Origin of the sequence: Paraburkholderia sp. EG286A, assembly GCF_040965375.1 — a bacterium.
GTDB lineage: Bacteria > Pseudomonadota > Gammaproteobacteria > Burkholderiales > Burkholderiaceae > Paraburkholderia.
In genome coordinates this window covers 385160-397432 of the sequence record NZ_JBFRCB010000002.1, presented here as the reverse complement: position 1 = coordinate 397432, position 12273 = coordinate 385160, and the positions used below count along the sequence as shown (strand labels likewise).

Below are 12273 nucleotides of genomic sequence, written 5' to 3'. Positions count from 1 at the left end.
GCTGTCGCAATGGCAAGGCACACATCCTCGCCCGGTTCAGGTCCTCAACTTTGACTGCGGAGACTGCCATGCAACTCGCTTCCTCTTTCCGTTACGGTTCCCCGATGCTGCGCGCTGACGCGCCCCTTTCAGACGATCAGATTCGCCGCGTTGCCCCGTCCATCTTCGCGGACGGCAAACACGAAAGCCGTTCGGAACGCTACACCTACATTCCTACCATCGATGTACTGCGCGGCCTGCGCAACGAAGGTTTTGAACCGTTTATGATCTGTCAGACCCGCGTGCACGATCAGGGTAAGCGCGAATTCACCAAGCATATGCTCCGGCTACGCCATGCAGACCAGATCACCGGCGAGGAAGCCGACGAAATCGTGCTGCTGAATTCGCACGACGGCACGACCAGCTACCAGATGCTCGCAGGCGCGTTCCGGTTTGTCTGCCAGAACGGCATGGTTGCGGGCGACAACATCGCCGATATCCGCGTGCCGCACAAAGGCAACATCGTCCAGAACGTGATCAATGGCGCGTTCGATGTGCTCGACGGCTTCGCGCTGATCAGCGAGCAGAAGGACGGCATGCGCGCTGTGATGCTCGACCGCGACGAGCAGTACGCGTTTGCCCGCTCCGCGCTTGCACTGCGCTACGACCCGACCAACGCCGAAGCACCCGCTCCAGTCACCGAAAGTCAAGTGCTCGCCCCGCGTCGCTTCGAGGATCGCCGCGACGACCTTTGGACCGTCTTCAACCGCGTGCAGGAAAACCTCACGAAGGGCGGCCTGCATGGACGCTCGCGGGCAGGCCGCTCCATGTCCACACGCCCCATCACCGGCATCGACCAGAATGTGAAACTCAACCGTGCTCTGTGGATGCTCGCGGACGCCATGCTCCAGATGAAAGCATAACGCCCACGGGGCGGCGCACCCACGCCGCCTCGGTTGTCAGCCGTCGCGCCATGCCCCCATCGTGTCACGCCCTGATGCGGGGCATACAGGACAACGAGGCCGCGAACGCTGAGCCGAATTCCGGCAACGGCAACGAGCACGTCAACAACACACCTAGCTACCCGGAAGCGCGTTGCGCTACCCACACCGAACGGCCGGCGCGGCCCTGGACGCGACTCGACAGACAGCAGCGCCCTATGGCCAGCCGTTTGCCTGCCGGAGGTGAACTGCGCGAAATTCCGAGCCGGCCACATGGCATCCCATCCACCAGGCTACGCCCCCACCGACAACCAGTAGTAGACAAAGAACGGCAGCGCCGACCGGCAACAGGCGATGCATCGAACACCCAAAACTCTTTTCCGTACAAGTCGCCATCGCCTCTACGCGCGCCGCAGCTGCCTCGACCGCCGACTCGAATGCGCCAATCGTGCCTGCCAATCGCTCTCGCTGCTCGCGTGCCGAAGTCGCGACAGCACCGATCAGCCGGTTACCCGCCGCGCGCACAACGCGATTGGACATGTGCTCAATCAAGGCCATCACCGCCATCTCATTGAGGCTCGCCAATGCCGCCTGGTACCGCGCCTCGTGTTCCTGCGTCAGATTCTCCGCCAATTGGATCGTCGCCTTGCATCGCTCAAGCGCGTCCCGATGCTGCTGCATCAATGCATCGGTCGCGCCACCGACTTCGCGGCGCGCGGCTTCGAGACTCCCCTCGCCTGCCCATCGGATACGTTCGTTCGGGCATAGCTTCATATAGGCGCGTAGTATTCGAGCACAGCAATCATCGACCATAGTGCGTCATTGTCACGCAGGTTCAGCGCGCTCGACACCCGGCACATACGAGCAAGGCTGGCCTCGTCTGGAACATCGCCTGACACTTCGTGAAACAGGCGGATCCGCGGGTCGACTGGCCTCGACCGCCTATTGCTCATGGGCTGCCCCTTCGGCGCTGATCGCCTTCGAGAACATCGCGTCACACAACTCCCGCCAGCGGAACAGCTCCGCACGCTGCCCGATCTGCATGGTCTCCACCGCCCTGTGGACAGAGAGACGCTGGCTACGCAGTTCATCCGCAACGCGATCCGCGAGATCGGGAAAATACAGCGACCAGCCCTTCGTCTCGATCGACTTGCGAATCTGCGATTCCTGATACAACGTGAATTTGTCGGGCGTGCCGAAGTAACCGTTACGAACCACATGTGTCACGGTATTCGGGAACGTCTGGCCGAAAATATGCAACAACTCCAAACTGTCGCGCTGCCGGTTGATCACCCACAGCACGACGAGTTGCCTCTCCAGTTCAGCGAGCGCCCGAGCCAGTGTTCCGCCGTAACGTGCAACCCCTGTCTGATTGCGCGCCGCCGTATTGACGATCACGGCTGCCCCCCGGTGCGTATCGCAGAAGTTGACGAATCCGATCCAGCCATCCGCATCGTCGAGGTCATACGCGGCACACATCATTTCATCCCGAAGCGCTTTCATGACATCGGGATTCGATGTGTCGGTTTCAACCATTACGGCATGCCTATCGTGCCGCTTCAGATAATCGGCTAGCGCAAGTGTCACCATGCTTTTTCCCACGCCGCCCTTGCTACCTCCGACCAGATAAATGGGTTGGCTCGCATCCATGCTCGACCTCCTACAGGTTTTCGATATCAGGGCGGATCTCAAACGAGAATGCATCCTCAATCTGCATCGCACCCGGCTGGCTTACACTCCTTCCCCTAGGTTGTCGTCCATCATCGCGCGCGTTGTTCGCTCGCCTTGCAGGCTTCTTCTGACCGGAAGACGTTTCACCTCCGTTCTTGCCTCGTCGGTCGGTCGCTTCGGAGTTGGTCTTGGCAGGTACTGGACGATACAGCGCATATTTAACCGCTCCAATGCTGACATCGAGCCCGTTACGCCTCGCCTCCTTGACGATCTCGTCGAGCGTATAGCCCTTTGCCTGTGTGGCAGCGATCTGCGCGCGCATCTCCTTCATCGCATCGCTGACCGTGACGCGTTGCTCGTTTCGTGGCTTTTCCGGCAATGCCTCGAGCGCATGGACAAACTCATCCCACTGCGCACGTGTATAGCTCTTTGCACCCGGCACGATTCGCTCCCAATCATCGCCGTCGAGGCCATCATGCGAATGGTAAGACAGCTCGTCAATACCCTCACCAACGCTCAATCTGTATGCACGGATGCGCTCGGAACACGAAGGAAATTGATGGAACAGAAAATATTTTTGACACCCCGTCCGAGCAACGTGCCTCGAAGAACGCGAGCCGCAGAATCGGACGAGTGACTCGACAAACGACCGCATAGTGATGAGTTACCACAGGCACCACACACGCAGAATCCAAGATCGCCAACTACACAATCGTTAAGGGAGAACCTAGCGAACTTACACATGCCAACAGAAAGACTTAATTAGATACCGCCACGGGCTGCTTACGCGCGCATCACAAACTGGGATACGCGGACGAGCGGACATTTGGTCACTACCGGTCAGACCGAGTCTGCAGATCGAAGCGACGCGCAGTCTTCTCCTTTGAAATTTCGTCCCCCGGATCGCGCGAACTGCAACCATCGAGCGAACATACTAAGACTATCGCTCTAGCAATCTCGGCCGAGCCAATAATCGGCATCGACCGGATATGCTCGCGGACTTTCGGCAAGAGACCAAGGGAACCGCACGAATAACCTCACAGACTCAACACGTTGACCATGCAGAAAATATCGTGCTGCTTTGCGGAAAAACGGTATTGTAGAAGTGATGGCAGGATTGGCTTGCGCCGGTTTTGGGCGCCATGCGCAGATGACGCGGCGAAATCGTCTCGACGTGAAACGTCAGTGCTCCGGGTTGGCGGGATCAAAGACTGTCGGCTCCCTCGGTGCGAAGGGACGCTCAGCGATTTCGAGCCGCCCGATCACCCGGATGGGCAGTTCAATTTCCTCCACTTGTGGGCGGCTAAATTCCCCCTGGCAGGACGAGCGGATTATGCGTCGGATTCCTCAGTGACGGCAAGTCTGGTGGCAGCTTCACGCAGACGATAGCTCTTGCCTTCAAACTCGAGGAGTTTGGAGCGATGAAGCAGGCGGTCGAGGATCGTCGAGGCCATGGTGCTGTCGCGAAGGTAGCGCCCCCAGTCCTAGACGACGCGGTTGGATGTGACGAGGATGCTGCGGCGTTGCTTGTAGCGTTGATGGACTAAGGTCTGCAGCAGTTCGGCCGCGGCATCGGGAATGCGTTTGGCGAGGAACAGATCGTCAAGCACGAGGAGTTCGGGCTCGACGAGGGCTTTGAGCAACCGGTCCTGATCGGCACGCGTTTCCACGGCATAGCCGGCGAACACGGTGTCGGACTCGACGTAGCGCACCTTCATCCCCTGCAGGGTGGCGTTGTAGGCGATGGCCTTCGCAACGTGGCTTTTGCCGGTGCCGGGTTTGCCGATCAGCAGCGCGTTGTCGCTATCGGCGACGAACTTCAGGGTGTGTAGCTCGAAGCAGGCTTGACGGGGTACTTTCGGATTGAAGGACCAGTCGAAGTCGGTCAGGGTTTTACACTCGTCCAGTCCGGACTGCTGGAAACGTCGTTCGAGCAGCCGGGATTGCCGGCGATCGAGCTCGTCCTGCAGAATCATGGAGAAGGTTTCGAGAAACGGCTGCTGGCTGGCCTGGGCCTGCAGTACCCGGGTTTCGAGTGTCGCGCTGATGCCGGATATCCGCTTCGCGTTGATGCCGGATGATCAGGATCGTCACGGCTTCAGTATCGACACGGTACGCGACTTCATACTCGCCGTCGCTAATCGATAAGCCATTTAGGAAGGCCGCGTCGAGATCATGAACAGGGCGGTTAGTCGGGGCGGGCGAATCCGCACCGCACGCTAACCGGCGCGAATCGATTGGATCGCGTGTGGCTGCGCAGCGCCTTGTAGGCAACAAAACGTCGGAGGCAAGCGATCGTGTGTTGAGCAGTTTGGCTCCAGATCACTCGTGGCATGCGGGCGGCTCCGCGTCCTTCCCGGCCTGGAGCTTAGCAAGGTAAGCGTCCATTTCCTCGTGAGCGACGTGCAGACCGGTCGCCTGACAGGCCTGCCATGCGTGCATCGCCTCTTGCTTGAACGACTCGCGGTTTTCTTACCGCTCGACACACTGTGCGATGGCTTCGCGCATGATCCAATGTGGCGTGCGGCGGCGCCGCCTGGCCAAATCCCGTACTCGCTCCTGCAGGAGCCCATCGAGCTTGATTGAAGTTGCCATATCAAATGGTATTCAAAGGTATAGCCCTGTATCAAGTTGAGCGATCCGTTGGCGAGAATCAATCGGTGTGTCTCATTGGCCACTACGGAGCGAATTAACGGCTGCTCGGCTGATCCACGTTCGCCCCCTCCTTCAGCCGATCCAGGTAATCGGCCCATGCCTGCATCATCAAGATCCGGTCGTCGATAAAACGGGTCCGGTTGTAGGCGCTACCAAGCGCGTCGGGCACTCGGTGGGCCAGTTGGTGCTCGATGACCTCGGCCGGGAAGCGGAGGCGCTCGTGAAGGATGGTTCGCGCCATCGCCCGAAAACCGTGACCGGTGATTTCGGTTTTTGTGTCATAGCCGAGCCGCTGGAGCGCAGCATTGATCGCTGCGCCGCTCATTGGTTTTCTGCGATCGCGCCCCGGAAAAACATGGCGCCATTGTCCGGTCAGTGCCTGGAGTTCTTTCAGTATCTCGACCACCTGCGTGGCCAGCGGAACCAGATGTTCGGTCTTCGTCTTCGAAACGGTATAGCGCCACTCGCGCTGCTCAAGGTCAAACTGCGCCCATTCGGCTTGCCTCAGTTCGCCGGGTCGCACGAACAGCAGCGGCGCCAACTGGAGCGCAGCGCGGACGACGAAGGTGCCCGAAAAACTGTCGAACGAGCGGAGCATCTCGCCGACCTTCTCAGGGTCCGTGATCGAGGCAAAGTGGGTATGCTTGTTGGGCCGCAGCGCCCCACGTAAGTCAGCGCTCACATCATGCAGCGCACGCCCCGTCGCGACCGCATAGCGGAAGATCTGTCCGCAGTTCTGGTGGATGCGGTGCGCAGTATCATTCGCCCCGCGCTTTTCAGTTCGGCGAAGCACTTCCAGCACTTCAGGCGCAGTGATGTCTGCGATTGGACGAGGGCCCAGCCACGGAAGAACGTCATTCTTAAGGCGCCCCATTATTTTTTCCGAATGGCTTGTCGCCCAAGTGGGCGCCTGCCTTTCGAACCACTCCAGCGCCACGGCCTCGAACGTGCAGGCTGCATTGAGCCGCGCCATGCGCTTCTTGTCCTTCTTAGCCTGGCCGGGGTCAATACCATCCGCGAGCATCGCGCGAGCTTCGTCGAGTTTCCTGCGGGCGTGAGCGAGCGTGACATCCGGATAGACGCCCAGCGCCAGTCGCTTCTCCCGGTCGTTGAATCGATACTTCAGACGCCAGTACTTTCCGCCGGACGGCGAAACCTCCAGATACATCCCGCGGCCATCCGAAATTCGGTACGTTTTCTCTTTGGCAACCGCGCGGCGAACTTCCAGATCCGTAAGTGGCATGGGGCTCTCCCGGTCTGTGGGGGGCATAAATTCTCGCCAAGGGCGAAAAATGACCTGATTTCCCCAACCGTGCTCCGAAATGCCCCCGGCTGTCAACGGAACCCATGACCCCAGAATGGAAACAAAAAACCCCGCGAGCCTTACGCTACGCGGGGTTTCCGGACTTCTTCGGAACTGCCAGGATGTTCTATTGGTGGAGCGGAGGAGGATCGAACTCCCGACCTTCGCATTGCGAACGCGACGCTCTCCCAGCTGAGCTACCGCCCCAACGAATCACCGATTCTACACACACAAAATCCGTTTTGCCAAGCGTCAAATTTGACCCCAAGCAAAACTACTTCGAAGGCGCTCCAGCGAGCACCCAGGTCACGACAGAATGGATATCGGCGGCGCTCATCCCAGGGTGAGAAGGCATAGGAATAGCCCCCCAAACCCCAGCCCCACCGTCCCGCACCTTCTTCTCCAGCTTGGCCTGGGCAGCAGCATCGCCTTTGTACTTCGTAGCGACATCCTTAAACGACGGCCCAACAAGCTTGCGATCCACCGCATGGCACCCCATGCAAGCATTCGCCTGAGCGACCTTCAACCCATCCGCCACAGCAGAAAAAGCCGGCGAAGCGAACCCAACAAGAGCCCCAGCAACCACAACCCCACCAACCAAACGCCGCATCACAAAGCCCCCGTATTCCCCGGCTTCGTAGCCGACGAATTCGTCACGGGCGCGGGCGCCTGGTGCTCAATAGGCTGCGAGGTCACGCCCGAATCAGGCACTGCCCCCACCGTCGGCGCATCGGCAGCAGGCGCCGCCGCCGGCGCACTGGCAGCAGCCGCCGTCGCCACCGCCGCCTGTTGCGCGTCGATGTACTGGTAGCACTTCACCACCTGCGCCACGCCCATCACCCCGGCCGTCGCGTTGGCGGCGATATTGCCTTCATCCGGCGTAACGAGGCCCATCAGATAGATCGTGCCACGCTCGCTAACCACCTTGAAGTTGTTCGCAGAGATGCCCTTATAGGCAATCAGTTCCGCCTTCACGCGTCCTTCGAGGTACGAGTCGTTCGCGCGGTCGGAGAACGAGCTGGCCGGCTGCACCGCCAGCTCGTTGACGATCGATGCAACGTTCGTCACGGCTCGCACGATGCTCTCGGCCTTCTGCTTCGAGGCGTCGTCGGGCACTTCACCCGTGATCAGCACGCGCTGGTTGAACACCGCCACGTTCACGTGCGCCGTATCGGGCAGTTGCTTGCCGAGATCGGCGAGCGCCTTCACCTGGATCTCGCGGTCCTCGGTTTGCGATCCCACCGTGCGGCGGTCGGTTGCCACCAGTGCCGTGCCCCCGGCCGCGCCCGCCAGCGCCAGGAAGCAGCCCTGCAGGCTTGCGCAGAGCGAGGCTGCGAAGCCGATCGTCAGCGTGGTCCGTGCCAGCGCGCGCGTCATGCCGTATCTGCTCATCAACTTCCCCTCTCTTCGTCTTACGGTGTCAGTCTTCGCCCAGCAGCATCGCGTCGATGCCGTCGCACAGGCAGTGAATAGTTAACAGATGCACTTCCTGAACACGCGCCGTGCGGTCGCTCGGCACGCACAGCTGAATGTCGGTATCGGCGAGCACGCTGTTCACGTCGCCGCCGCCCTTGCCGGTCAGCGCGATCACGACCATTTCGCGTTCGTGCGCTTCCTGAATGGCGGCCAGCACGTTCACGGAGTTGCCCGAGGTCGTGATGGCGAGCAGCACGTCGCCGGGCTGGCCGAGCGCGCGCACCTGCTTCGCGAATACCTGCTCATATGCGTAGTCGTTGGCGACGGCGGTGAGCACCGAGGCGTCGGTGGTCAGCGCGAGCGCGGGCAGGCCCGGACGTTCGCGCTCGAACCGGCCGATCAGTTCGGCGGCGAGTTGCTGGGCGGTGGCGGCGGATCCGCCATTGCCACACGCGAGAATCTTGTTGCTGTTCGCAAGCGCGGCGAACATCGTATCGACCGCGGCGGCAATCGGGACCGCCAGGGTTTCCATGGCCGCGAGCGTAGTGGCTGCGCTATCGCGGAAGTGCTGTTGAATGCGTTCGACGGACATCGAGTCTCTAATCTGTACTGCGGGTATCGCAAAATTTCCGCGTGGTGCGGCGTGCCGCAAGTTTAGCGCACTCGAGGGCGTTCATTTTCACCCTTCTTTCCATTGCGTAAGTTTTAGCTCTGGTGGGCTTCCGGTTGAAACGCGTCGCGCAGCCACACGAGCCGGCCGCTCTCGAATGCGATCACGTCGAAGCGGCACGCGGGCGGCGTTCGTCCTTGCGTGGCCGCTTTCCCGTTCGCATCGGCGGCGCGCCACGTCGCGAGAAAGTAGCGCGCCGCGCGCAGCACGCGCTGCTGTTTGCGCCACCCCACGCTCGCCGCCGCGCCGCCGAACTCCGGCCGCGCGCGTGCGCGCACTTCCACGAAAACCAGCGTGCCGTCACGCTCGCGCATCACGAGATCGAGTTCGCCGCCACGGCAATTCACGTTGCGCGCGACCAGCTCGAGGCGCTCGCGCCGCAAAAATGCCAGCGCGTGCGCTTCGAAACGCGCGCCCGTCGCACGGCGTTGGGCATTCGACTGCGCTCGCGCGCAAAAGTTGTCGACGCGTGCACTTTCGTTCGCGCCGCTTCCCTCGGGTGCGCCCGCGCCCGCGTGGCACAATGTCGGCCTCTTTTCCTGCTTTCGCGCGTTGCGTGTCATGACGTCCCTCTCGTCCCCCTTCGAACTCGCACAGGCCCAGCAGTATCCGGCCGCCACGCTGTACGTCGTGGCCACGCCCATCGGCAATGTCGCCGACATCACCTTGCGCGCGCTGCACGTGCTCGGTCTCGTCGATCGCATCGCCGCCGAAGACACGCGCAATACCGGCCAGCTCCTCGCGCGCTACGGTATTTCGAAGCCGCTCGTCGCCGTGCACGAGCACAACGAGCGCGAGGCGGCGCAGCGCGTGATCGAATTTCTGCGCGCGGGCGAGCGCGTGGCCTGTGTGTCCGACGCAGGCACGCCAGGCATTTCCGATCCGGGCGCCAAGCTCGTGGACGCCGTGCGCGCCGCCGGCCTGAACGTCGTGCCGCTGCCTGGCGCAAGCGCGCTCGCAACGGCGCTTTCCGCTGCCGGCGATTGGGTCTCGACCTTCACGTTCCTCGGTTTTCTGCCGCCCAAGCCCAAGCAGCGCGCAGCCGCCTTGCAGCCGCTCGCCGCGCATACGCACGCGATGGTGTTTTACGAAGCGCCGCATCGCATCGTCGAAACCGTGCAGTCGCTCGCCGATGCGTTCGGTCCCGCGCGCCGCATCCTCATCGCCCGCGAATTGACGAAGCTACACGAGTCGCTCTGGAGCGGCACCCTGGCCGAAGCGCCAACGTGGCTCGCAGGGGATGCGAACCGTCAGCGCGGCGAGTTCGTGCTGGTGGTGGAAGGCGCGAGCGAGCAGGCGGAAGGCGAAGCCGATCACGACGCGCTCCTGCGCGTGCTGCTTCAGGAAGTGCCGGTGAAGGGCGCGGCGAAGATCGCGGCGGCGCTCACAGGCGCGTCGCGCAATGCCCTCTACGCGCGGGCGCTGGAACTGAAGGGTGAGGGCGAGGAAGAGGCGGACGACTGAACCGCGAGCCGACAACAGTCAAAATCACGAGCCAGAAAACCCGAAGGGCCGCCTGAGTCAATCAGGCGGCCCTTCGCATATGCATCCAGCGGTACCAGGCGGTTCAGCTTCGGGCGCGTCGCGGCGCACTCAGCGCCACGCCCAAACGAGACCGCTTAGTGATCGATGTTCGAGTTCGCGGCAAGCATATCCGCTTGCGCGGCCTTCGCTTCCTGGCGCGTGAGGCCTTCGATGTTCACCTTCGCCGTACCCGCGTGCTGCACGCCGAGGAGCTTGGCGGCGGCATACGAGAGGTCGAGCACGCGGCCACGCGCGTACGGGCCACGGTCGTTGATCTTCACCACCACCCACTTCGACGTGCCCGGCACGCTCACGCGCACATACGAGCCGAGCGGCAGCGTGCGGTGCGCAGCCGTGAGCGCCTTCATGTTGAAGCGCTCGCCGCTTGCGGTGCGGCGGCCGTGGAACGCGCGGCCGTACCACGAGGCGCGGCCGGTCTGGTGGAACGAGTGGACGTCCGGGCTGTTCTCGTCGATCGCCTCGGCGTTCGCGAGCGAGTTGTCCTTCGCGGTGCCCGATGCGGGCAGCGCAGCGAGCGCGGAGCCGTAGCCCTGCGGCGCGGTGAAAGCGGCGTCCTTCGTGCGAAGGGCGTCGCTGGATGCCTGGTCCTGCTGGGCAGGCGGCATGGCACAACCGGCCAGTATGGACACAGCCGCGAGACTCCCGAGTCGTCGTCGAGTCAGTCTAAGGTTCATAACATTGCCATCACGTTCTCGAAGCCTGTCCCGCGCCATGTGTGCGCGTTGTCGGAAAGGCTTCGGCGGTCGCGGGCAAAGCTTCGCCATCGCTCGCCTGGAATGAAAAAGGCGAACGCGTGCCAATGCCCGGATGCAGCCCTAATAAGCCGCTAACCGCTAGTTATCTTTCACGTCTGGCGCAACCTGTCCCCGGCAGCCTGACCAGACCCCACATGCCGCCATCGAACGATGAAGCTCGTTCAGGCGCGCCGGAAACTCTCGGCGCACAGGAACGGCGGCGTAGGCCCCACCCAGCGTCACGGCATGTAGGCCGTTGCAGGCGCGTGGCACCTGGCTGGGCAAGACGTGCGGCGTCGAACGGATCGACACCTGATTTGCTATCTTGTAAGGCAGCCTGTTTCGGCCCGCCTTGAACGACAGCACTGCTTGACGGCGATGTATGCGACCTCTTTTTTTACGAAGGTCACACCGCCCTTTGAAAGCACGAATTCCGTGCGTGATGGGTCGCATTATACCCAAAAGTTATTCCTGTCACGCCTGTGCCCCACAAATCTCCATGATTTTTCACTATTGATGTAACAAAGCCGTTCGCCTTGCGCCGCCGCATCCCTTGTCAGACAAGGGATTGAGACCGTCGCGAGCCGCGTCGGCGGCGCTTCCTGCACCCCGGTACAATCGATCCTTTGGCTGGGGCCGTCGGCACGCGACGTCGATTTCGACTTGTCGCTGTGCCCGCCCCGCGAGACCCGAACCCCACGAACCCCGCATGAAAGTCACGCTGATTCCCGTCACGCCGTTCCAGCAAAACTGCTCGCTGCTCGTCGACGAAACGACGAACCGCGCCGCCGTCGTCGATCCGGGCGGCGACCTCGAACGCATCGAAGCCGAGATCGAGCGCCAAGGCGTGCAGCTGGAAAAGGTGCTGCTCACCCATGGCCACCTCGACCACTGCGCGGGCGCGAAGGCGCTCGCCACGAAGTTCGGCGTGCCGATCGAAGGGCCGCAGGAAGACGAGCGCTTCTGGATCGACCAGTTGCCGCAGCAGAGCGTGCGCTTCGGCTTCGGCCACGCCGAGGCGTTCGAGCCCACGCGCTGGCTTCGAGACGGCGACACGGTGCGCTTCGGCAGCGAGGAACTCGAGGTCTATCACTGCCCCGGGCACACGCCGGGTCACGTGATCTTCTTCAGCCGCAAGCACCGCGTCGCCACGGTCGGCGACGTGCTGTTCGCGGGATCGATCGGCCGCACGGACTTTCCGCGCGGCAATCATGCGGACCTGATCCGTTCGATCCGCGAAAAGCTCTGGCCGCTGGGCGACGACGTCACGTTCGTGCCGGGCCATGGCCCGGTTTCGACCTTCGGCGAGGAGCGCCGCTCCAACCCTTACGTAGCAGATGGCGTACCTGGATGAGAGTG

13 protein-coding genes, 1 tRNA gene and 2 pseudogenes are annotated in these 12273 nt (G+C 62.1%); 4 read left to right on the top strand and 12 right to left on the bottom strand.

The window, feature by feature from the left end; translation table 11 throughout:
• The first annotated feature begins 68 nt into the window (after positions 1–68).
• A complete protein-coding gene (locus tag AB4Y35_RS08530; protein ID WP_368704089.1) occupies positions 69–902 on the top strand; it encodes a DUF932 domain-containing protein in 834 nt (277 codons plus the stop codon).
• 234 nt (positions 903–1136) lie between these two features.
• Here AB4Y35_RS08530 and AB4Y35_RS08525 read toward each other — a convergent pair whose 3' ends face one another.
• The 4 genes and pseudogenes from AB4Y35_RS08525 to istB all read right to left on the bottom strand — a co-directional run bounded on the left by AB4Y35_RS08525 (position 1137) and on the right by istB (position 4648).
• Entirely contained in the window at positions 1137–1694 is a 558-nt protein-coding gene (locus AB4Y35_RS08525; RefSeq protein ID WP_368704088.1) for a hypothetical protein, read from the bottom strand.
• A gap of 168 nt (positions 1695–1862) precedes the next feature.
• A complete protein-coding gene (locus AB4Y35_RS08520) occupies positions 1863–2570 on the bottom strand; it encodes a protein mobD (protein ID WP_368704087.1) in 708 nt (235 codons plus the stop codon).
• Positions 2571–2580: 10 nt separating this feature from the next.
• The gene (locus AB4Y35_RS08515) at positions 2581–3111 is read right to left on the bottom strand and encodes a hypothetical protein (RefSeq protein ID WP_368704086.1); all 531 of its coding nucleotides are present in this window, start codon (positions 3109–3111) and stop codon (positions 2581–2583) included.
• An 811-nt stretch (positions 3112–3922) separates the two neighbouring features.
• Positions 3923–4648 (bottom strand): annotated as a pseudogene (gene istB, locus AB4Y35_RS08510) (IS21-like element helper ATPase IstB).
• Here istB and AB4Y35_RS08505 point away from each other — a divergent pair.
• Positions 4566–4739: a hypothetical protein gene (locus AB4Y35_RS08505; protein WP_368704085.1), complete on the top strand. Its 174-nt coding sequence runs from the start codon at positions 4566–4568 to the stop codon at positions 4737–4739. The pseudogene istB and the gene AB4Y35_RS08505 overlap by 83 nt on opposite strands.
• Before the next feature lie 174 nt (positions 4740–4913).
• Here AB4Y35_RS08505 and AB4Y35_RS08500 read toward each other — a convergent pair.
• The 7 genes and pseudogenes from AB4Y35_RS08500 to AB4Y35_RS08470 all read right to left on the bottom strand — a co-directional run bounded on the left by AB4Y35_RS08500 (position 4914) and on the right by AB4Y35_RS08470 (position 9198).
• Positions 4914–5186, bottom strand: a pseudogene (locus AB4Y35_RS08500) (CopG family ribbon-helix-helix protein).
• 94 nt (positions 5187–5280) lie between these two features.
• Positions 5281–6489 (bottom strand): tyrosine-type recombinase/integrase, encoded by a 1209-nt coding sequence (locus AB4Y35_RS08495; RefSeq protein WP_368704084.1) that lies wholly within the window; start codon positions 6487–6489, stop codon positions 5281–5283.
• Positions 6490–6680: 191 nt separating this feature from the next.
• Positions 6681–6756: transfer RNA gene (locus AB4Y35_RS08490), tRNA-Ala, on the bottom strand.
• Between the two features lie 67 nt (positions 6757–6823).
• The gene (locus AB4Y35_RS08485; RefSeq protein WP_368704083.1) at positions 6824–7159 is read right to left on the bottom strand and encodes a c-type cytochrome; all 336 of its coding nucleotides are present in this window, start codon (positions 7157–7159) and stop codon (positions 6824–6826) included.
• Positions 7159–7941, bottom strand: a complete 783-nt coding sequence (locus AB4Y35_RS08480; RefSeq protein WP_324159678.1) for a BON domain-containing protein — start codon at positions 7939–7941, stop codon at positions 7159–7161. The genes AB4Y35_RS08485 and AB4Y35_RS08480 overlap by 1 nt, the downstream gene beginning before the upstream one ends.
• Before the next feature lie 28 nt (positions 7942–7969).
• Positions 7970–8557: a phosphoheptose isomerase gene (locus AB4Y35_RS08475; protein ID WP_069265196.1), complete on the bottom strand. Its 588-nt coding sequence runs from the start codon at positions 8555–8557 to the stop codon at positions 7970–7972.
• A gap of 113 nt (positions 8558–8670) precedes the next feature.
• Positions 8671–9198 (bottom strand): YraN family protein, encoded by a 528-nt coding sequence (locus AB4Y35_RS08470; protein WP_368704082.1) that lies wholly within the window; start codon positions 9196–9198, stop codon positions 8671–8673.
• On the opposite strand from AB4Y35_RS08470, the gene rsmI reads away from it, so the two are divergent.
• A complete protein-coding gene (rsmI, locus tag AB4Y35_RS08465) occupies positions 9197–10099 on the top strand; it encodes a 16S rRNA (cytidine(1402)-2'-O)-methyltransferase (RefSeq protein ID WP_368694972.1) in 903 nt (300 codons plus the stop codon). The two genes, AB4Y35_RS08470 and rsmI, sit on opposite strands and share 2 nt — an antisense overlap.
• A 155-nt stretch (positions 10100–10254) precedes the next feature.
• Here rsmI and AB4Y35_RS08460 read toward each other — a convergent pair whose 3' ends face one another.
• Positions 10255–10854, bottom strand: coding sequence for a septal ring lytic transglycosylase RlpA family protein (locus tag AB4Y35_RS08460; RefSeq protein WP_368704081.1), 600 nt, complete (start codon positions 10852–10854; stop codon positions 10255–10257).
• Between the two features lie 769 nt (positions 10855–11623).
• Between AB4Y35_RS08460 and AB4Y35_RS08455 the strand changes: the two genes are divergently transcribed.
• A complete protein-coding gene (locus tag AB4Y35_RS08455; protein WP_368704080.1) occupies positions 11624–12268 on the top strand; it encodes an MBL fold metallo-hydrolase in 645 nt (214 codons plus the stop codon).
• Positions 12269–12273: the final 5 nt, after the last annotated feature.